16 protein-coding genes are annotated in these 20,076 nt (G+C 64.1%); 8 read left to right on the top strand and 8 right to left on the bottom strand.

Annotation, left to right across the window (positions count from 1 at the left end):
• Positions 1-83: 83 nt before the first annotated feature.
• From DEBA_RS10630 to DEBA_RS10620, 3 genes are all read right to left on the bottom strand, one after another.
• Complete coding sequence (locus DEBA_RS10630; RefSeq protein WP_013258937.1) at positions 84-509, bottom strand: hydrogenase iron-sulfur subunit; 426 nt, start codon at positions 507-509, stop codon at positions 84-86.
• Between the two features lie 313 nt (positions 510-822).
• Complete coding sequence (gene lgt / locus DEBA_RS10625; protein ID WP_013258936.1) at positions 823-1,683, bottom strand: prolipoprotein diacylglyceryl transferase; 861 nt, start codon at positions 1,681-1,683, stop codon at positions 823-825.
• 154 nt (positions 1,684-1,837) lie between these two features.
• A complete protein-coding gene (locus DEBA_RS10620; RefSeq protein WP_013258935.1) occupies positions 1,838-2,155 on the bottom strand; it encodes a HesB/YadR/YfhF-family protein in 318 nt (105 codons plus the stop codon).
• Between the two features lie 121 nt (positions 2,156-2,276).
• Between DEBA_RS10620 and DEBA_RS10615 the strand changes: the two genes are divergently transcribed.
• Positions 2,277-2,735, top strand: coding sequence for a cache domain-containing protein (locus DEBA_RS10615; protein ID WP_013258934.1), 459 nt, complete (start codon positions 2,277-2,279; stop codon positions 2,733-2,735).
• A 99-nt stretch (positions 2,736-2,834) separates the two neighbouring features.
• Positions 2,835-3,761, top strand: a complete 927-nt coding sequence (locus DEBA_RS10610) for an alpha/beta fold hydrolase (RefSeq protein WP_407639272.1) — start codon at positions 2,835-2,837, stop codon at positions 3,759-3,761.
• 19 nt (positions 3,762-3,780) lie between these two features.
• Here DEBA_RS10610 and DEBA_RS18920 read toward each other — a convergent pair whose 3' ends face one another.
• A complete protein-coding gene (locus DEBA_RS18920) occupies positions 3,781-4,152 on the bottom strand; it encodes a YajD family HNH nuclease (protein WP_013258932.1) in 372 nt (123 codons plus the stop codon).
• A gap of 122 nt (positions 4,153-4,274) precedes the next feature.
• Here DEBA_RS18920 and DEBA_RS17105 point away from each other — a divergent pair, with 122 nt between their 5' ends.
• The 4 genes from DEBA_RS17105 (at position 4,275) to acs (ending at position 11,447) form a co-directional block, all read left to right on the top strand.
• Positions 4,275-6,476, top strand: a complete 2,202-nt coding sequence (locus DEBA_RS17105; protein WP_013258931.1) for a cache domain-containing protein — start codon at positions 4,275-4,277, stop codon at positions 6,474-6,476.
• A 13-nt stretch (positions 6,477-6,489) separates the two neighbouring features.
• Complete coding sequence (locus DEBA_RS10595; protein WP_013258930.1) at positions 6,490-7,860, top strand: sigma-54-dependent transcriptional regulator; 1,371 nt, start codon at positions 6,490-6,492, stop codon at positions 7,858-7,860.
• 233 nt (positions 7,861-8,093) lie between these two features.
• Complete coding sequence (locus DEBA_RS10590) at positions 8,094-9,371, top strand: L-lactate MFS transporter (protein WP_013258929.1); 1,278 nt, start codon at positions 8,094-8,096, stop codon at positions 9,369-9,371.
• A gap of 87 nt (positions 9,372-9,458) precedes the next feature.
• Positions 9,459-11,447, top strand: a complete 1,989-nt coding sequence (gene acs / locus DEBA_RS10585) for an acetate--CoA ligase (protein ID WP_013258928.1) — start codon at positions 9,459-9,461, stop codon at positions 11,445-11,447.
• A gap of 71 nt (positions 11,448-11,518) precedes the next feature.
• Here the strand turns inward: acs and DEBA_RS10580 are convergent, their stop codons facing one another.
• Positions 11,519-13,156, bottom strand: a complete 1,638-nt coding sequence (locus tag DEBA_RS10580; RefSeq protein WP_187288542.1) for an MBL fold metallo-hydrolase — start codon at positions 13,154-13,156, stop codon at positions 11,519-11,521.
• A 322-nt stretch (positions 13,157-13,478) separates the two neighbouring features.
• Here DEBA_RS10580 and fdhF point away from each other — a divergent pair, with 322 nt between their 5' ends.
• Positions 13,479-16,175, top strand: coding sequence for a formate dehydrogenase subunit alpha (gene fdhF, locus DEBA_RS18725; RefSeq protein WP_083778971.1), 2,697 nt, complete (start codon positions 13,479-13,481; stop codon positions 16,173-16,175).
• A 40-nt stretch (positions 16,176-16,215) separates the two neighbouring features.
• Positions 16,216-16,665: a hypothetical protein gene (locus DEBA_RS18155; protein WP_148227843.1), complete on the top strand. Its 450-nt coding sequence runs from the start codon at positions 16,216-16,218 to the stop codon at positions 16,663-16,665.
• Between the two features lie 225 nt (positions 16,666-16,890).
• On the opposite strand, the gene DEBA_RS10565 is transcribed toward DEBA_RS18155, so the two are convergent.
• From DEBA_RS10565 to DEBA_RS10555, 3 genes are all read right to left on the bottom strand, one after another.
• A complete protein-coding gene (locus tag DEBA_RS10565; protein WP_013258924.1) occupies positions 16,891-17,403 on the bottom strand; it encodes a nuclear transport factor 2 family protein in 513 nt (170 codons plus the stop codon).
• Between the two features lie 116 nt (positions 17,404-17,519).
• The gene (locus DEBA_RS10560; protein WP_013258923.1) at positions 17,520-19,127 is read right to left on the bottom strand and encodes a 4Fe-4S binding protein; all 1,608 of its coding nucleotides are present in this window, start codon (positions 19,125-19,127) and stop codon (positions 17,520-17,522) included.
• Between the two features lies 1 nt (position 19,128).
• Positions 19,129-20,058 carry a DUF362 domain-containing protein gene (locus DEBA_RS10555; RefSeq protein WP_013258922.1) on the bottom strand — a complete coding sequence of 310 codons (930 nt, stop codon included), beginning with the start codon at positions 20,056-20,058 and terminating at the stop codon, positions 19,129-19,131.
• Between the last annotated feature and the right edge of the window lie 18 nt (positions 20,059-20,076).

Below are 20,076 nucleotides of genomic sequence, written 5' to 3'. Positions count from 1 at the left end.
TGATGACTTGCCTATGCAGATTGAAAAAACGATCACAAGCACGTCGCTTGAAATCGTACGTATTTCAGCATGTTAAAAGGCGCTCAGGCCGCCTTTTGCCCGGCGCCGTAAATAGGCCCCAGGCCGATGATTCGCTCGGTGAAGTCCCGACAGGTCTGGGCGAACTGAGGGCCCATGGCCGAGGAATTATGATACATCTCCAGGCGTTCTGGCTCCACTCCCAGGGAGGCGAGCATGCCCTTGACGTAATCCACCCGCTTGGCCGCCTTCAGATTGCCATCCTTGTAATGACAGTCGCCGGGCAGGCAGCCCGACAACAACACGCCGTCGGCGCCTTCCTCGAAGGGCCGCAGCATGTGCAGGGCGTCCACCCGGCCGGTGCAGGGCACCATGATGATCCGCACGTTGGGCGGATACTGCAGGCGCATGGCCCCAGCAAGATCTGCCGCCGCATACGAGCACCACTGGCAGCAGATGGCCAAAATCTTAGGTTCGAAAACCTCGGTCATGTTGCCTCCACGATCGGTGCTGGCTCGGGCCCGTGGCCAGAGACGGTTCGGAGCGAGGGGCGCGGCTTGGGGAGGCGTGGGGTATGCTCTCGTGGCAACTCGCGGGAAGGTCCAAAAACCGCCTCGGCTTCCCCTTTCACCAAACCCTGGTAGCATCCACTATCGGATATTAGGGGAAACCGATGGCCGGATGCATCAATAACAACCTTAACTAATGGGATAAAATCTACATATTGCGCCCATTCTATGTAAAACTCCCTGGTCAGTCCAATAGGTTATTGCAATCGAAATCGGCAAAAACGATCGGCTTAATCTATACCCTATTTTTTTGCTTCTTGCTGCCGGGGGGCGCCTTCTCCACCCGAGGGCCGGAGCGAAACCACAGAACCGCGCCCCACGCCAGCAAAAACAGGCTGTAAAATGAACCGCGACTCATCCCCAGAATCAGCCCGGCGTCCGGCTCGCGGAACTGTTCGCAGAAGATCCGCACTATCGCATAGAGTATCAGAAATTCGCCGCTAAGCCGCCCCTGAAATTTGTTTGCCTTCGTAAACCAGAATCGCCACTGAAAAATCAATAGCAGCAGCAACCCCTCAAGCGCCGCCTCGTATAGCTGCGACGGATGCCGGGCCGCCACCTGCTCCAGGGCCACGCCCGGCGGTGCGCTACGCGGGAAGACCACCGCCCACGGCGCTTGCGACGGCGTGCCCCACAGCTCGCCGTTGATGAAGTTGGCCACCCGGCCCATCATCAGGCCCAGCGGCACGATGGGGCAGATCAGGTCGCCCAACTCGGCGAAGGAGAGGCCATAACGCCGGGCCGCCCAGATCAGGGCCAGGGCCACGCCGATGAACCCGCCGTGGCTGGACATGCCGCCGTCCCACAGCCGGAAGACCATCAGCGGGTCGCCCAGAAAATGGCCTAGCTCGTAGAACAGCACGTGGCCCAGCCGACCGCCTATGATCACCCCGCCGGCGATGGCCAAAAACACATTGTCGATCTTTTCCGGGTCCAGCGGCGAGCGGCCCTTGCGCCAGGCCAGGCGCAGGAACAGATAGCCGCCCACGAAGGCCAGGATGTAGGCCAGGCCATAGTAGCGCACGCCGAAATCGCCATAAATTTGAATGAGCACCGGGTCGATGTCGTGGACCCAATGGGAGAGGTTTTGCTGCACGCCGGCTCCGCCTTGGCCGTGGGTCCGCGCCGGGCCGTCATGGCCGGGCCGCCCGACAGGCCGTCTTTAACTGAAGATACCCCGCCTGGCGGCCGGCGGCCAGTGGCGCTGGCGCGACGTCACGCGAATTTCAAACGCGGTCGAACCGCGCGGTTCAGCCCAGCACCTGGCAGACGCCGAAGCCGTCCCACTCGCCCAGCGGTTTGGCCGAGGTGATGACAAAGCCCTCGCCATCGTCGGCCAGGTCCACGCGCACCAGCCCGGCCAGGTCGGCCGCGCGTCTAGCCAGGGCCAGGTTCAGGCCGTGGCTTTGGCAGAGCACATCGTCGGGCGTGGCGGGCTCCAGACGCAGGCCCAGGGCCGCGTCGCAGCAGCCGCTGGACGCGATGACCACCCGCACGGCCTGGCTCCAGCCCCGTTGGCCCAGGATTTGTCTCAGGGCCGCGGCGGCCCGGGGCGTAAGCTCCACCATCGACGACGCTCCGGCAAGGGTTAAAAGGCTTGTCAAAGAAAGGGTATCTTATTAACATGAAATGACAACCGGCCGCAACAAGGCCGATTGACCCGTTAACCATACATTCGGAGATCGCGTTATGCTGAAAAAAATGCTGATGCTGGGGTCGCTGGCGATGTTGACCGTTTTCGTTTGCCTGGGCGCGGCCCAGGCCGCCGATGAAAAAGAAGCCAAGGCCCAGGCCATCGCCGAAAAGGCCGCGGCGCTGATCGAGGCCAAGGGCATGGCCGCCATCGACGAACTGCGCAAGTCCGACGTCGGCGACAACCTGTTCGTCTGCGAGGAAAGCGGCCAGGAGTTGGTCAACACGGCCTCGCCCGATCTGCAGGGCAAAAACATCTCCGACCGCAAAATGCCTTCCGGAGCGTCGGTTGTCAGTGAGCAACTGGCCCTGGTCAAGGCCAAGGGCGCCGGCTGGATCGACGCGCCCTGGGCCGTGTCCAACGACGCGACTCCGCGCCAGACCCGCTCATACGTCAAGGGCGTGACCCTCGACGGCAAGACGCTGCTTGTCGGTTCGTGGTTCTACCTCGATTGATCATACGCCGCGCCCGTGGTTGGACTGGCCGCTTTCGGGGCTTGTTCGCCCACGGGCCGCGTCTTGTCCGACCAATATTTCGATGAGCCCGAACCAGAGGTGACAGTTTTGTCTGAAAAAATCGAATTGCTGCCCGGAGTGTCCATCCAGCCGCGCATCGTCCAGACCGCCAAAGGGCCGGTGGAGTGTGACCTGAGCGCCGGCGACGGCCCGGTGGCGTTGGTCTGCCACGGCGGCATCGGCGGCGTGGACCAAGCCAGGGTCATCGCCGCCTGGCTGGACCCGCGGCGCTATCGCATCTTATCGGTGAGCCGGCCCGGCTACCTGGGCACGCCCCTGGACAGCGGCCGCGGGTTCGAGGATCAGGCGGACCTGTTCGCCGCCCTGCTCGACGCCCTTGACCTGGACAAGGCGGCCGTGATCGCCGCCTCGGCCGGCGGCCCGCCGGCCTACGCCATGGCCATCCGCCACCCGGAGCGCGTCTGGGCCCTGGTGGCCATCGACTGCGTCAGCGGCTATTACGACATGCCCGAGACCGCCGGGGCCATCGCCCAGGCCATTTTCACCACCGATCTGGGCCAGAAGCTGCTGAAAAAAATCGGCGAGGCCCGGCCCGACTTGTTCCTGAAGCAGATATTCCAGTCCGAGGCCTATTTCACCAAGAGCCAACTGAAGGCCCACCTGGATTACGCCATGGGCTCCGATGAGGCCAAGGACTTCGTTCGGGCCTTCATGAACACCATGAACCCCTACGCCACGCGCAAGCCCGGCACCGACAACGATATGGTCTTGATGCGCCAGTTGACGCATCTGCCCGTGGAAAGGATCGCCTGCCCGACGCTGATCGTCCACGGCACCCACGACGCCGACGTCAAGTTCTACGACGGCGTCTACGCCCACGAGCACATCGTCGGCAGCGAGCGTTTCTGGATCGAGGAAGGCTCCCACCTGGGCTTTTGGCTCAGCCCCAACGCGCCCCTGGCCCAGCGGGCGGCCCGGGATTTCCTCGACCGACACCGGCCCTGAACCTTTTGGCGGGCGCTCGTCACTGGCCCAACTTGGCCTTGAGCAGATCGCCCAAGGTGCCCATGGGGCCCAGGGATTGGCCGCCGCGGCTGGCCGGCGGGGCTTGGGCGGTCAACTGGGCCGTGGTGTAGCGCGAGTGCTCCTCGTCGTGGCAATAGACGCACAACAGCTCCCAGTTGCTGCCGTCGGGCGGGTTGTTGTCGTGGTTATGGTCCTTGTGATGGACGGTCAGTTCGCGCAGGCGTTTGCCGCTGAACTCGCGGCCGCAACGCCCGCAGACCCACGGATACATCTTCAGGGCCATCTCGCGGTAGGTGTTTTCGCGCTCCTGCATGTGGCGGCGGGCTTGCTCGATGATCGACCCTCCGGCCTGCTTTGACTTGTCGGCCACTTCGCTCCCTCTCGGCTTGGCGTTGCCCGGCGTGGTTTACCCACGGCCGGCGGTCGTATTACAATCATTGCTGACCCCTGGATTTTACCTTCCCAGCCGGCGAAAAGCCAAAGGATAGGCCCGTGGACAAGTCCGGCCGCGAACGGCGCATGCACCGCAAGCTCTGGGCCATGACGGCCATGCGCCTGATTTTGCCGTCGCTTTTGACGGTGTGCGTGTTTTTGGCGGCCATCTTTCTGGTGGTGCTGCCAGAGCTGCGGGCCAACATCATGGACCGCAAGCGCGAGATGCTGCGCGAGCTGGTCCAGACGGCCATGGACGGCCTGGCCTTTTTGGAGGCGCGGCGGCAAAAAGGCGAGTTGACCATGGCCCAGGCCCGGGAACTGGCCGTGCGGCAATTGCGCCAGCAGCGTTATGGCCGCGAGATGAAAGACTATTTCTGGATAAACGACATGCATCCGATCATGGTCATGCACCCTTATCGCAGCGACCTGGAAGGAAAAGACATCAGCGATTTCGCCGACCCCAACGGCAAGCGCCTCTTCGTGGAGTTCGTCCAGACGGCCAAGGCCCACGGCGAGGGGTTTGTCGACTACATGTGGCAGTGGAAGGACGACCCCAAAAAGATCGCGCCCAAGCTGTCGTTCATCAAGGAGTTCACGCCCTGGGGTTGGATCGTGGGCACGGGCGTCTACATCGACGACGTCGACCGCCAGATCGCCGCCATCGTTCGCCACTTCACCCAGACGGCCCTGGGCACCCTGGGCATCATCGCCGTGCTTCTGCTCTACGTGGCCCAATACAACTTCCGCACCGAGCGCAGCCGCATGCGCGCCGAAAACAGCCTGCGCCAATCGCGGGAGATGCTGCGCCTGGTCATGGACAACATCCCCCAATACATCTACTGGCGCGACAAGGACGGCGTGTTCCAGGGCTGCAACAAGGGCTTTCGGCAGCTGGCCGGCCTGGCCGAGGACGACGCGATCCAGGGCCTGCGCCAGGTGGACGCGCCGGGGGTGCTCGAGGATGGCGACGGCCAGTTCGGCCTGGAGCGGGCGGTGATGGAGTCGGGCCGGGCCGAGTTGCACGTGGTCGAGCCCAGGCGCGGGCCGGGCGGGGCCGAGATGTGGCTGGAGTCCAACCGCGTGCCTCTGCGCGATGAGACTGGCGAGATCTTCGGCGTGCTCTGCACCCACGAGGACATCACCCCGCGCATCGAGACCGGCCGCAAGCTGGCCGAGAGCGAGCGCCGCTTCCGCAGTCTGGTGGAGCATTCGCCGGCCGGCATCCTCATCCTCAAGGACGGTCGGGTGGTCTACAGCAATCCCGAGCAAAAGCGGCTTTTTGGCGTCGAGCGCGACGATTTTTACTTTGACGACCTGATGAGCGCGCCGCCGGGCGACCTGCGCATGCTCTATCACCTCGACAACGAGCCGGGCCTGGGCGAGGGCCGCACCTGGGAGCACGAGCTGCGCTTTTATCCCCTGGGCAAGGTCTACAACAGCATGGAGCTGCGCTGGGTGCTATGCCGGGCCACGCGCATCAGCCACAAGGGCGGGCCGGCTTATCTGATCATCATGCTCGACATTTCGCGGGCCAAGGAACTGGAGCACATGGTCAAGATCCAGGACAAGATGGCTTCGCTGGGCCGCGTGGCCGCCGGCATCGCCCACGAGATACGAAACCCGCTCTCGGGCATCAACCTGTACCTCAGCGCGCTCCAGGGCTCCAATGCCGCCGCCGACCCGGCCACGGCGGCGATCATAGAAAAGATGCGCTCGGTCAGCGGCCGCATCGAGGCCGTGGTCAAGCGGGTGTTGGATTTTTCGCGGCCGACCACGCCGATGCTGGGCTGGATGCAGGTCAACCGCGCCCTGGAAAACGTCCTGGAGCTGACCGCCGTCAGCCTGCGCAAAGCCGGCGTCAGCGTTGATCTGCGCCTGGAAAAGGGCCTGCCCTTGATCTACGCCGATCAGCAACTTTTGGAGCAGGTCTTTGTCAACCTGGTCACCAACGCCATGCAGGCCATGAAGGACTGGGACGGTCCCAGGCGCCTGCGCATCAACTCGGCCGTGCAGGGCCACCGGGTGACCGTGCGCGTGGCCGATTCGGGCCCCGGCGTGCCGCCCGAACATCAGGACCGCATCTTCGACCCGTTTTTCTCCACCGGCGGCCACGGCTCGGGCATCGGGCTGAGCTTGTGCGCGCGCATCGTCGGCGACTTGGGCGGCGCGCTGGAGTACAATCGCGGGGCCATGGGCGGGGCCGAGTTTGTGGTGAGTCTGCCGGCGGTGATCTACTGGGGCTACGATAGCCATGGTTAGGCGGGAAGAGGCGATGATCTCGTTTTGCATCTATGTGGTCGATGACGAAGAATTCATCCGCGACGCGGTCGAGTTGAACCTGGGCCGCTACGCTGTCTTCGGCTTTGCCTCGGCCGAGGCGGCCATGGCCCCCGGCCCGACTCCGCCGCCGGACCTGGTGCTTTTGGATGTGGGCCTGCCCGGCCTGAGCGGCGTCGAGGCCTTGGCCCCCATGCGCCGGCTGTGGCCCCGGGCCCTGTTCATCATGATCACCGCCTATGAGGACGTCGACACGGTGGTCACGGCCATGAAGGGCGGGGCCTACGACTACGTGGTCAAGCCGCTGCACATGGATTCGCTGAAAAACAACATCGAAAACGCCCTGGAGACCTTGCGCCTGCGCAAGGAAGTGAGCCTGCTGCATCAGCGCTACCTGGAGGAAAACCTGCCGCTGTTCATCGGCCGTTCGCGGGCGATCCAGGCGGTGATGGACTTCGTGGGCAAGATCGCCGCCAGCCCCGACGCGCCGGTGCTGATCTGCGGGCCCACCGGCACGGGCAAGGAACTCATCGCCGGGGCCATCCACTACAAGAGCCCCAATTTTCGCGGTAGGCTGGTCACGGTCAACTGCGCGGCCATCCCCGCCGAGCTGATCGAGAGCGAGTTGTTCGGCTACGAACCCGGGGCCTTCAGCGGGGCGCGGGCCGGCGGCAAGCGGGGCCTGATCGAGGAGGCCGACGGCGGCACGCTGTTTTTGGACGAGGTGGGCGACCTGAGCCTGGAGGCCCAGGCCAAACTGCTGCGCTTTTTGGATGGCGGCGAGTTCATCAAGGTGGGTTCGGCCCGGCCGACCAAGGTGCGGGCCAGGGTGGTCTCGGCCACCAACCGCGACCTGGCGGCGATGATCGACCAGGGCCAGTTTCGTCGCGACCTTTATTATCGCCTGGCCGTGACCAGGGTCGACGTGCCCTCGCTGATGGAGCGGCCCGAGGATATCGAGCCCATCGCCCGGCATTTTCTGGTGGCCATGGCCGACAAGTACGGCAAGCGGTTTTTGTCCATCAGCCCCGAGGCGATGGCCTATCTGCGCGGGCGGCCCTGGGAGGGCAACGTCCGCGAGCTCAAGGCGGTCATCGAACGGGCGGTCATCGCCGGCGACGGCCCCGAACTGACCATGGAGAGCCTGCGCGCCGAGCCGCCGGCCGCCCCGGCCGCCGCCGGCCAGGCCCTGCCGCCGTTGACGCCGGCCGGGCTGGACCTGCCGGCGTTGTTGGAGGGCCTGGAGCGCGATTATCTGCAACAAGCCGAGGCGTTGGGCGGCGGCAGCGACGTCCGCGCCGCCGAATTGCTGGGCCTGAATTATCACACCTTCCGCTATCGCAAAAAAAAGCTATTGGGCGATTGAGCGCCGGCCGCCGGACTGGGTTTGAAGTTTTGCCAATCGGCTACGCCAGATATTGGCAAAATTGCTAATTACGCGGCCCGCGGCAACCTGCCCGACGGCTTCTTGCGCGGCTCCTTTGGCCTAACACGCCATAATCAATTGCAAAATTCCACAACGATCTTTTTGGCGCGAAAGTTGCTCTGCCTCTAGGGCGTGACCGATGTCGGTCAACCCAAAACCGGAGAGGATGGAGTATGAGCCAGATAAAGAACAAGGGATGGCAGGTCGCCATGGCCGGGTTGGGCATCAACCTGGCGCTTGGCATTTTGTACACCTGGAGTGTTTTCAAGCTGGCCATCAAGGATTCCATCGAGCGCGGCGACGGCATGTTCAACTGGGACATGGCCTCGCTCAACGACCCCTACGCCGTTTGTTGCATCGTGTTCGCCTTCGCCATGATCCCGGCCGGGCGCATGCAGGATAAGCTAAGCCCCCGGGTCACGGCCACCATCGGCGGCGTGCTCACGGGCCTGGGCCTGTTGCTGGCCTCGTTCTCCACATCGCTTTTGGTGTGGGTCCTCGGCTTTGGCGTGCTGATGGGCGCCGGCCTGGGCTTTGGCTACGCCTCGGCCACGCCGCCGGCCATCAAGTGGTTCCCGGCCTCCAAGACGGGCATGATCGCCGGCATCGTCGTGGCCGGCTTCGGCCTGGCCTCGGTCTACATCGCGCCCCTGGCCAAGTACCTCATCGGCCAGTTTGGCCTGAGCCAATCGATGATGATCTTCGGCGGGGCCTTCATCGTGGTGGTGAGCGCCCTGGCCCAGTTGCTGGTCAACCCGCCGGCCGGCTACAAGCCGCCCCAACCACAGACCGCCGCCACGCAGAACAAGTCGGCCCCGTCCAACCACGTGATGATCGATGTCGAGCCCAAGGTGATGCTGCGCACGCGCGCCTTCTGGGTGCTGTGGTTCATCTACGCGGTGGGCTCTGGCGCGGGCCTGATGATCATCGGCAGCGTGGCCGGCATGGCCTCGGCTTCGCTGGGCGAGATGGCCTGGCTGGTGGTGGCCCTGATGGCCGTGGGCAACGCCGGCGGCCGCATCGCCGCGGGCATGCTTTCCGACAAGCTGGGCCGCCTGCAGACCATGGCCGCGATGCTCTCCTTCCAAGGCCTGATCATGTTCGGCCTGCTCTACACCGGCACCGAGAGCGTGGCCCTGATCGTCACCGCCGCCACGCTGATCGGCTTCAACTACGGCACCAACCTGTCGCTGTTCCCTTCGGCGACCAAGGACTTCTTTGGCATCAAGAACTTCGGGGCCAACTACGGCCTGCTGTTCACGGCCTGGGGCGTGGGCGGCCTGATCCTGCCGCGCGTCTCGCAGATGATCGTGGCCGACACCGGCAGCCTCAACTCGGCCTACGTGTTGGCTGGCGTGCTGCTGCTGGCCGGGGCTGGCATGACGCTGTTTGTCGGCAAGCCCGCCGGCGCCACGGGCAAGGACGTGCTGGCCGCGCCAGCCGGTTCGTAAGCAAAGACCACCGGCGCCAGAGGCAGGCCCTTCGTGGCGCTGGACGCGGATTTTCAAGCTAACTCGCGGAGTTGAAAGGAGCTGAAGATGAGTTCCAAAGTTACGGAAAACAACGGCATGTACTATCCTCCCCAGGAGATCGTCGGGCGGGCCTGGATCGCCGACATGGCCCAATACCAAAGCATGTACCAAAAGTCCATCAGCGACCCGGAAGGCTTCTGGGGCGAGGTGGCCAAGGATTTCCACTGGCAGACGCCCTGGACCAAGGTCTGCCAATACAACTACCAGCGCAGCAAGGGGCCCATCGACATCAAGTGGTTCCTGGGGGCCAAGACCAACATCAGCTACAACTGCCTCGATCGCAACCTGGCCGACAAGGCTGATCAGCCGGCCCTGATGTGGGAGGGCAACGAGCCCGGTGAGGACAAGACCCTGACCTATGGCCAACTCTACGAGGAGGTGACCAAGTTCGCCAACATCCTCAAGGGCTTTGGCGTCAAGAAGGGCGATCGGGTGACGATCTACCTGCCCATGGTGCTGGAGCTGGCCATTTCGATGCTGGCCTGCGCGCGCATCGGGGCCATCCACAGCGTGGTCTTTGGCGGATTCTCGGCCGAGTCGCTCAAGGACCGCATCGTCGACAGCTCCTGCTGCCTGCTGATCACCAGCGATGGCACCTATCGTGGCGGCAAGGCCGTCACCCTCAAGCAGATCGCCGACGACGCCCTCGACGGCGCGACCCGCGAGGGCCTGACCGTGCCCAAGGTGGTGGTGGTCCAGCGCGTGGGCGAGGGCAAGGGCATCGATTGCCCCATGGTCGCCGGCCGCGACATGTGGTGGCACGACCTGATGGCCAGCGCGCCGGTGGGCTGCGACCCGGTCTGGCTGGATTCCGAGGATCCGCTGTTCATCCTCTACACCTCGGGCTCCACCGGCAAGCCCAAGGGCGTGTTGCACACCACCGGCGGCTACATGGTCTACACCGCCATGACCCACCGCTATGTTTTCGATTACCACGACGGCGACATCTATTGGTGCACCGCCGACATCGGTTGGGTCACCGGCCACAGCTACATCCTCTATGGGCCGCTGCTCAACGGCGCGCGCAGCCTGATGTTCGAGGGCGTGCCGACCTACCCCGACTCGGGCCGTTTCTGGGAAGTCGTCGACAAGTGGGGCGTCAACATCTTCTACACCGCGCCCACGGCCATCCGGGCGATCATGCGCATGGGCGACGACTTCGTCAAGAAGCACAGCCGCAAGAGTCTGCGCCTGCTGGGCACGGTGGGCGAGCCGATCAATCCCGAGGCCTGGCGCTGGTACAACGAGGTCGTCGGCGAGGGCCGCTGCCCCATCGTCGACACCTGGTGGCAGACCGAGACCGGCGGCATCCTCATCACGCCGCTGCCCGGCTGCACGCCGACCAAGCCCGGCAGCGCCACCTTGCCTTTCTTTGGCGTGCAACCGGCCCTGATGGACGACGAGGGCAAGGAGATCAGCGGCAACGGCGTCAGCGGCCGGTTGGTGATCAAGGCCCCCTGGCCGGCCCAACTGCGCACCACCTACGGCAACCACGAACGCTTCGAACAGGTATACTTCAGCGATTTCGACGGCTACTACTTCACCGGCGACGGCGCGCGCCGCGACGAGGACGGCTATTATTGGATCACCGGCCGCGTCGATGACGTGATCAACGTCTCGGGCCACCGCATGGGCACCGCCGAGGTGGAGTCGGCCCTGGTCAGCCACCCGGCCGTGGCCGAGGCGGCGGTGGTGGGCTTCCCCCACGAGATCAAGGGCCAGGGCATTTATACGTTTGTCACGCTCAAGGTCGGCCAGGAGTACTCGGACGAACTCAAGGCCGAACTGGTGCGCCACGTGCGCAAGGAGATCGGGCCCATCGCCACGCCCGACGTCATTCACTGGGCCCCGGCCCTGCCCAAGACTCGCTCGGGCAAGATCATGCGCCGCATCCTGCGCAAGATGGCCGCCGGCGACATGAGCGACTTCGGCGACACCTCCACCCTGGCCGATCCCACCGTCATCGGCACGCTCATCGAGATGAACGGCCGCTAAGGACCAAACGGCCATAACGCAAAACCAGAGCTCGCGCCGCCGTGGCCGGGCTCTGGTTTTTTTGCCGGCGTTCAGGCCAGTGGCGCGATGCCGACCGCTTCTGGTTCGAAGATGAGCTGGCAATGGGCTATGCGCGCCGACAGCTCCCAAAAGGCCTTTTTTTGCTTGCCGGCGCTGGCCAGGCCCAACGGTGGCGAGGGGCGCAGGGTCAGGCAGGGCTGGCCACCGTCCAGAATGGCCACATCCATGTCGACGGTGTGCGCGCCGGCGCTGTGGAAACGCTCGATGAAATCGACCAGCAGATCGCTGCAGCGGTCGTGGTCGATGCGCGTCAGCACGCGGCTCGGGTGGGGGACGAAGTTCAGGCGCACCGGCGGCAGGGCGTTGTTGGCGGCGATTTGCCGGGCCAGGGCCGTCGAAAAGGCCTTGTCGTCATCGGCGCTTGCGAGCACGGCCTCGGATTGCTGACAGACGCGGGCCATCTCTTCGACAAACTCCTGGGCGAACTGGTTCAGGTCGCGTTCGAGCATGGTCGTCTGGAACGGCAGGCCCCGCGTGGCGTCGATGTAGTCCAGCAGCAATGAACGCAACCGTCGGCGGATCAGCGGGTCGATGTAGTCGTCGATGCGGGCCTGGCGCAGGATGTTGTTGATGCGCTTGAGGGTGACCAGGCCGCGCATGGGCGTGCGCAACTCCAGGATGTCGCCTTGGCTGTCGCGCTCGGCGCGGTGAAAGCTGGTGATCAGGTTGTCGATGGCGTCGATGTCCAGCGATTGCAGGATGCCTGCCGCCAACTCCTCTTCCTCGAGTTGTTCCAGAAAGTAGCTTAGCGTGAATAGGCGGCCGGCCATGATCGTGAATAATTGGTCCAACTCGTGCAATACGGCCACGGCGTAGCGTTTCAGGAAGGCCACGCGACGTTCGTCTAGTATCGCCGCCCCGGAGAGCTTTTCGGTTTCCGCGCGCACTTGGCCCAAAACGTCCAGGGCTTGGGACGAGGTCATCGGCTGGCCGTGTCCGCCGCAGCAGACATGCACCGAGCCGTCGCCGAGCAACCGTTCGACCATGGCCAGCGAACGCTTGAGCTGATCGCCGTCCCAGCCCACGATCCCGGCCACCATGGGCGCGGCGGCGCAGAACAGGTCGCCCACCAAAAGCGCGCCGCCCACGTTGATCACCAGGCTGTCTGGGCTGTGGCCGGGGGCGTGAAAGAGTTCGGCCACTGTTTTTTCGCCGGCGACGAGGCTCTGGCGCGGGGCCGGCGGCCCGCCCGCGAAACCGGCGATGTCGGTGCGCAACACAAGCTCGCCGCCAGGGCAGGGGGCCAGCGCGCGCTCGCCCACGGTGGCCGCGTCGATGGCCGAGAGCAACTCCACGTGCACATCGACCGGCGGGTAATCCTCGTTGAACATGTAGGCCATGGTCACGCGGTGGTCACCGCCGCGCATGGCCTTGGCGCCGCTTTCCTGGGCGGCCAAAAGCCATGAGGGATGGCGCGCGGGCCAGTCGCGGACGGCCAACGAGTGGTCGCGGTGGCAGTGGGTCAGCACCACCAGCACCGGCCGGGGGCCCTGGGCCATGATTTCCTCGACCAACGCCTCGATGGCGCTGGCTTGTTCTTCATCGGCTCCGGGGTCGACGACCAGCACGCACGATGACGCGCGGACGATGAAGGCGTTGGAGCAGGTGCTGTCCACCCGGCGGATCATGGGAAAGATTTCCGTCTCCGTCGGGCGCGGCGTTGGCTGCCATTGATTGTTCACCCAGATCATTGTTGCCAACCCATATGGATTTTGGATGATTAAACCATAGCATGAAACTGTGATACCGCGGTCGTTCAATCAGCAAAATGAACGTGGTTTGAACCACCTGGCGCAAGCCAAGAAATAACCTTTGCATCTATGCAAATCTTGTAAATGATGATATATGACGCTAAATATGATCGCGAGTACTCTAAGCGGGGCCCGGTGGGCCGTGCAAGTGTTTTTGACGCCTAGTTCATATCTAGTCCAAGGATAGAGGGAGCCGAGTATGCCCAATCCCCAATTAACCATCAACTCGAGGAGTGTCTCGTTCGCTCCCGGGCAGACCATCTTGGAGGTCGCGCGGGAAAACGGCATAGACATTCCGACCTTGTGCTATCTCAAGGATTGCACGCCAACGGGCGCCTGCCGCATGTGCATGGTCGAGGTCAAGGGGGCGCGCTCCCTGCTGGCCGCCTGCGCCACGCCAGCCGCGGAGGGCATGGACATCCAGACCGAAAGCCCCAAGGTGATCGGCTCACGCAAGCTGAACCTGGAGCTGCTGCTGGCCAGCGGCGAGCACAACTGCATCGTCTGCGAAGCCAACGGCGCCTGTCAGCTGCAAGCCCTGGCCTACAAGTACGGCGTCGAGACCGTGCGCTTCGAGGGCCGCACGACCAACTATCCCATCGAGGACAACAACCCGCTGATCGTGCGCGATTTCAGCAAGTGCATCCTCTGTGGCCGTTGCGTGCAGGCCTGTAACGAAGTGCAGGTCAACAAGGCCATCGGCTACGGCTATCGCGGCGCCAAGAGCAAGATCGTCACCAGCGGCGACCGCCCCTACAACCAGAGCGACTGCGTGTTCTGCGGCCAATGCGTGCAGGTCTGCCCCACCGGCGCCCTGACCGAAAAGAAGGCCAAGGGCATGGGCCGCGCCTGGGAAATGCAAAAGGTTCGCACGACGTGTCCTTATTGCGGAGTGGGCTGCCAGATTTGGCTTCATGTCAAGGACGGGCGGATCGTCAAGACCAGCGCGGTGGAGGACGCCGAGCCCAACAAGGGCCGTCTTTGCGTCAAGGGCCGTTTTGGCTATGATTTTATCTACTCCGAGGATCGTCTGACCACGCCTTTGATCCGCGAGGGCGAGGGTTTCCGCGAGGCTTCGTGGGATGAGGCGCTGGATCTGGTGGCCAGCAAGTTCAAGCAGATCATCGCCGAGTCCGGGCCCGACGCCCTGGCCGGGGTGAGCTGCGCGCGCAGCATCAACGAAGATTCCTATAACATGCAAAAGCTTTTCCGCGCGGTGATCGGCACGAACAATATCGATCACTGCGCACGAACCTGACACGCCCCCACTGTCGCCGGTCTGGCGATATCGTTTGGTTCCGGGGCGATGACCAACAACTTCGCTGATTTCGCCAAGGCGAAGATGTTTTTGGTGATAGGTTCGAACATGACCGAGGCCCATCCTGTGGCCTCGACGTTCCTGAAAAACGCCGTGCAAAAGGGCGCTGGTTTGATCGTGGCCGACCCGCGTCGCACGGCGCTGGCGGCGATGGCCGACGAGCACATGCAGTTGAAGGTGGGCTCCGACATCGCCCTGCTCAACGGCCTGATGCATGTTTTGATCACCGAGGAGATCTACGACCGCCGCTACGTGGAGTCGTGCACGGTCGAGTTTGACAAGCTCAAGGCCACGGTGATGGAGTATCCGCCGGAGCGGGCGGCCGAGCTCAGCGGCGTGCCGGCCGAGACGATCGTCCGGGTGGCGCGCAAGCTGGCGGCCACCAAGCCGGCGATGCTGATCTACACCCTTGGCATCACCGAGCACACCTGCGGCGTCAACAACGTGTTGTCGACGGCCAACTTGCAGATGTTGCTGGGCAATGTGGGCTTCGAGTGCGGCGGCGTGAACCCCTTGCGCGGCCAGAACAACGTTCAGGGGGCCTGCGACATGGGCGCCCTGCCCAACGTCTACCCGGGCTACCAAAAGGTCATCGACCCGGCGGCCAAGGCGAAGTTCGAGAAATTCTGGGGCGTTGAGCACCTGGACGACAAAAACGGCCTGATGATGCCGGCGATGTTCGAAGGGCTGGTCACCGGCAAGGTCCGCGGCATGTGGATCTTCGGCGAAAACGTGGCCAACACCGAGCCGGACATCCACCACGTGGAGCACCAACTGGCCTCGGCCGAGTTCCTGGTTTGCAGCGACATCTTCCCCACCGAGACCACGCGCTTTGCCCACGTGATCCTGCCCTCGGCGGCGTGGAGCGAGGACGACGGCACCTTCGCCAGCAGCGAACGGCGGGTCAACCGCGTGCGCAAGGTCTCGACGCCTCCGGGCCAGGCCAAGCCCAACTGGTGGATATTCAAGGAAGTGGCGGCGCGGATGGGCCAGATGTGGTCGTCCAGCTCGGCCCAGGAGATCTGGGACAACGAGTTCTCGGTGGTGGCCCCGGCCTTCACGGGCATCAAATACAGCCGCATCGAGGGCGACGGCCTGCAATGGCCCTGCACCTCGCTTGAGCACCCCGGCACCCAGGTCATGCACAAAGACGGCTGCTTCACCTGCGGCCTGGGCAATTTCAAACCCGTGGAGTGGACGCCGCCGGCCGAGGTGACCGACGCCGAATACCCCTACGTGCTCAGCACCGGACGCCGCCTCTACCACTACCACACGCGCACCCAAACGGGTCGCTGCGGCGGCCTCAACGACCTGCTGGGCGAGGAAACCGCCGACATCTCGCCGGCCGACGCGGCCAAGATGGGCGTGCGCAGCGGCGACAAACTGCGCCTGGCCTCGCGCCGCGGCGAAGTCGTGGTCAGCGCGCGCGTCACCGCCGAGGTGCCGCCGGGCATGGTCTGGATGGCCTTCCACTTCCGCGAAGGCTGCGCCAACTGGCTGACCAACCCGGCCTTCGACCCCGTCTCGCAAACCGCCGAATACAAGGCCTGCGCCATCAAAATGGCCCCGGCCGCCTAGGGCGGACGAATAAAGCTCGCGGGGGGAACCTTTTTCTTTTGTGCCAAAAGAAAAAGGTTCCCCCCGCACCCCCCTCCAAAAAGAAAAGCCGCGCATCGATTGCTTCGCAATCGATGCGCGGCGTTTTCATTTTCGCGGCGGCTTCACGGGTAGTCTTGTTGCTCTTTTTGCCATGAAATTGCTTCGCAATTTCATGGAGATAAAGAAAAGAACCTCTTCTTTCTTAAATCTTTTCTTTTTCCGGGCGCAACCAACCTTGGCCGTAGCTGGCGCGCGCCCCGCGCGCCAGCTTCCAGTAACGCCACCGGCAACCGGCGACAATCTTCGCGGCGCGGCCATGCCCATGACCGATCCTATGGTCGTCATCCCTACAACCACGAAACTAAAAGTCGGCCACCTTGCTTTGCGGGGGTGGGGTGGGGCGCGGGGCGGGCAAGGGGGCGGTTTTGCGAAAAGAGCCACCTCCCCGCCCCGCATGCCTTCTTCTTAATTCTTCTCTTCTCCAACCAACCAGCGGGCCGGCGCCCGGCCTGGCAAGGCGGGTCGACAGCGTCAGATTAACACCTACCGCCCGTGGCTCCCGGTGTGGGGCTCCGCCGACACGGGGCAAAAGAGCCACCTCCCCGCCCCGCATGGCTTCTTCTTGATTCTCCTCTTAACTCTTCTCTTCTTCAGGGCCAAAACGGCAAATCAACACCCACCGCCCACGGCCAATCTATTTCTTCTCTGCCGGAGGCTCGACCAACTTGCCGTCTCGTGTAACGCGCAAATCCAATTCCTTGAACTCCAAAAAGCGCCAACCGGCGTCGGTTTTGCATAAAACCGCGCTGAAACGCGCCTCGATGGCCTGCTTGGCCCCTGGGTCGCTAATCGTGGTGAATTGATGGTTTTCCTGATATGTTACGCCGGCCTTATCCGCGCCTTCGGGCCAGGCTTTTTCCACCACGAATTTGCTGGAAATATTCTGCATGTCGGCCAAGGCCTTGGCGCGGCTTTCTTGCCATTGGGCCAGCGTCAGGCTTTTGCCGTCGCGAAAATGAAAAACGGCCTGTGGCATGGAATGCGCGGCCACGGCGGCCAAGTCTTTTTTGACCATTTCCACGGCCACTTGGTCGAGCATGTCCTGTATTTCGCTTTTGAGCTTGGCGTTATTTTCGGCCAGGGCCGGCCATGCGGCCAAAGCGACGGTCAGCGCTAACAAAATCGCCACGGCGCGATATTTTTTCATGACACAACCTCCCTCGTGGTTGACATGGCCGAGCCGGCTGGCTGCGGTCGATACGGTGATTAAGCCATGACGATATGACTTGGTTTGTTTTTAGGTCAAGCATTCAATGCCGGCCGTCAGTCGGTGAAGCCCGGGGCGGGGCCATTGGTGGGTGAGACGTGGCCGTGGCTCTGGCCGCCCGGCGGCACGAGATGCAGATTCAGCCCGCGCATGACGCCGTTTTGAGCGTAGGAGCCGTGGTCCAGGCGCAGTTCGCCCAAGGGATTGACGACGATGGCGGCCTTGTTGCGCACGGGGCAAAATTTTTCGCAGAAGCCGCAACCGCCGCATTTATCGGCGTCGACCAGCGGCACGCTGACGGGTATGCCCGGCTGCTGCACCAGGCTGATGGCGTCGTAGGGGCAGACCTCGTCGCAGACCACGCATTTTTTGTGCTGATTCCACGCCAGACAGCGTTGGCGATCGACGACGGCCGTGCCGGTTTTGGCCCAGACGCGCTCGCCGAGGGTGAGTGGGCGAATGGCTCCGGTGGGGCAGCTTTGGCCGCAGGCTGTGCAGCGCGGGTCGCAGGGGGCCAGGCGCGGAGTGATGGTGGGGCTGAACGCCGCCGTGAGGCCGGCTTCGAACCAGATCGGTTGCAGGGTGTTGGTGGGGCAGGCGCTCATGCACAGGCCACAACGCACGCAGAGCTTCAGGAGGTCGTGCTCGGGCAGGGCCCCTGGCGGCCGCAAGAGCATCGGCGTGGGCAGGGCGGTTTTGTCGCTGGCGGCGCGGGGCAGTTGCAGCCCGCCGTAAGCCAGCACGGCCGTCGATGCGCCGCCCACGCCCGAGAGCAGCAGTTGGCGACGGATGGGCGAGAAGGCCGGGGCCTTGGTCGGAAGCGCGATCGGGCCGGGCAGAAAGCTGATGGCGTTTTCCGGGCAGACCGAGGCGCAGGTGCGGCAGAGCAGACAGTCACGGTGATTGGTCAGCAGGGGGTTTTGCTCGATGGCGCCCATGGGGCAAGCCCGGCGGCACTTGCCGCAGCCGGTGCATTGATCGGAAACCCGGCGGCGGATCAAGGGCTTGGCGGCGAACAGGGCCAGCATCGCGCCGCTGGGACAGAGGTAGCGGCACCAGAAACGGGGGGCCAGGCGGGCCAGAGCGAATATCGCCGCGAACACGCCGGCGACGAACCACACCGTGTCGAAGCGCGGGGCGTTGATCTGCCAAAAGGCCAGCCAGTTGAGGCCCAGGTCGTCGGCCACGGGCCGGACGATGTCCACGGCGGCCCCGCCCAGCAGTTCGGCCGCCGGCAGCGCGACCAGGCCATAGAGCCGCGTGATCAACGAAAGCGGCGCGGCCAAAAAGACCAGACTGACGCCGGCCAGGGCCGCGCCGCCCAAAAAGGCCAGCACCAGCCAGCCCATGCCGCGCAGCCACTGGGCCGGCTTGGTTTTGCCTCGGCCGATTATCTTGTCCGCGCCGTCGATGGTCGTTCCCATGGGGCAGACATAGCCGCAGAAGGCCCGGCCAAAAAGCAACCCACTGGCCAGCACCACGGCGGCCGGCCATAGGGCCCAGATCCATTTTTGGCTGGCCAGCATGGTCAGCGCCGCCAGGGACGGGTCCATGCGCTGGAATAGATCCACGGCCCAATCCGGCGCGCTGGCGGCGGCGGCTAGGCTCAGCAGGGTCAGGAACAGACCCAGGCTGGTCAGTTGGACGACTCGGCGGACGACCATCTTATAGACGCACCGTCTTGACGGTCATGTTTTCCACATCCATGCGGCCCAGGCCGCGCTCATGGGCCAGCTTGATGTGGGGCACCTGGCGTGGCTGGAAGCGGCGGCCGTACCACTCGAACATGCTCACGGTCTGGGCGTCGGCGGCGACCATGTCGGCCGAGGCGATGATGGTGTCTTCCTTTAGCACCTTGCCCGGGCCATAGGGGCCGCCGGTGCTGAGGACGTAGATGGCGTCGACCACGGTGAGGTCGGCCTTGAGCAGGCTGGCCAGATCGACGATGCTGGTGTCGAGATTGTAGCGGCTGTGCATGATCTCGCGTTCCAGGATCAGGCCCATCTGGCCTTTGACGGCCAGGCTGACGCCGGTGGCGCCGTGGCTCTTGGCCGCGGGCGCGGCGATCAGCACGTCCGATTCCAGCACGGCCTTCATCACCTGGGTGCTGGCCATCTGGGCCGCCCCGCGAATTTCGACGGAGCTGAACATGGATTCGTTCTGCACCATCTGGACGGAGTTGGCCATGACCGCGTTGCAGGGCTCGGGGATGCCCGAACCCTGCAGGCACGCCTCGGCGCCGCGCAAGGGGTTGTCCAGGATCAACACCCTGGACGCGCCGGCTTCCTGACACATCAGCATCAGTTCGCGCAGCACCAGCGGGTGGGTGTTGGAGCCGGCCTCGGCCGGGGTGTCGAAGCTCATGTTGGGCTTGATGACCACTTTTTGGCCGGGCTTGACAAAGCGCTTCATGCCGCCCAGCAGGTCCACGGCCGCGCGGGTGGCCGCGCCGGGCGCGCCACGCACGACACTGATGTCGGGCTCGGCGGCGGCCAGGGCCTGGCTGGCCCCACCGATGGCGTTGAGGCCACTCGCGCCGGCGGCCAGCCACAGCGCGCCCTTCATCTGCCACTTCAGAAAATCCCTGCGATCCATGACAAATCTCCAGAATGT

The organism is Desulfarculus baarsii DSM 2075 (genome assembly GCF_000143965.1).
Classification (GTDB): Bacteria; Desulfobacterota; Desulfarculia; order Desulfarculales; family Desulfarculaceae; genus Desulfarculus; species Desulfarculus baarsii.
Note: the sequence above shows the minus strand (reverse complement) of the source record. Positions and strands in the feature narration are given on the sequence as shown.

Bases quoted from the DNA above. Each gene is read 5' to 3' on its own strand.
- DEBA_RS10580 (WP_187288542.1), bottom strand. From the start codon at position 13,156: ATGATCCGCCGGGTGGACAGCACCTGCTCCAACGCCTTCATCGTCCGC.
- DEBA_RS10565 (WP_013258924.1), bottom strand. From the start codon at position 17,403: ATGAAAAAATATCGCGCCGTGGCGATTTTGTTAGCGCTGACCGTCGCT.
- DEBA_RS10555 (WP_013258922.1), bottom strand. From the start codon at position 20,058: ATGGATCGCAGGGATTTTCTGAAGTGGCAGATGAAGGGCGCGCTGTGG.
- acs (WP_013258928.1), top strand. From the start codon at position 9,459: ATGAGTTCCAAAGTTACGGAAAACAACGGCATGTACTATCCTCCCCAG.
- DEBA_RS10560 (WP_013258923.1), bottom strand. From the start codon at position 19,127: ATGGTCGTCCGCCGAGTCGTCCAACTGACCAGCCTGGGTCTGTTCCTG.
- DEBA_RS10595 (WP_013258930.1), top strand. From the start codon at position 6,490: ATGATCTCGTTTTGCATCTATGTGGTCGATGACGAAGAATTCATCCGC.
- DEBA_RS10615 (WP_013258934.1), top strand. From the start codon at position 2,277: ATGCTGAAAAAAATGCTGATGCTGGGGTCGCTGGCGATGTTGACCGTT.
- DEBA_RS10630 (WP_013258937.1), bottom strand. From the start codon at position 509: ATGACCGAGGTTTTCGAACCTAAGATTTTGGCCATCTGCTGCCAGTGG.
- DEBA_RS10620 (WP_013258935.1), bottom strand. From the start codon at position 2,155: ATGGTGGAGCTTACGCCCCGGGCCGCCGCGGCCCTGAGACAAATCCTG.
- DEBA_RS10590 (WP_013258929.1), top strand. From the start codon at position 8,094: ATGAGCCAGATAAAGAACAAGGGATGGCAGGTCGCCATGGCCGGGTTG.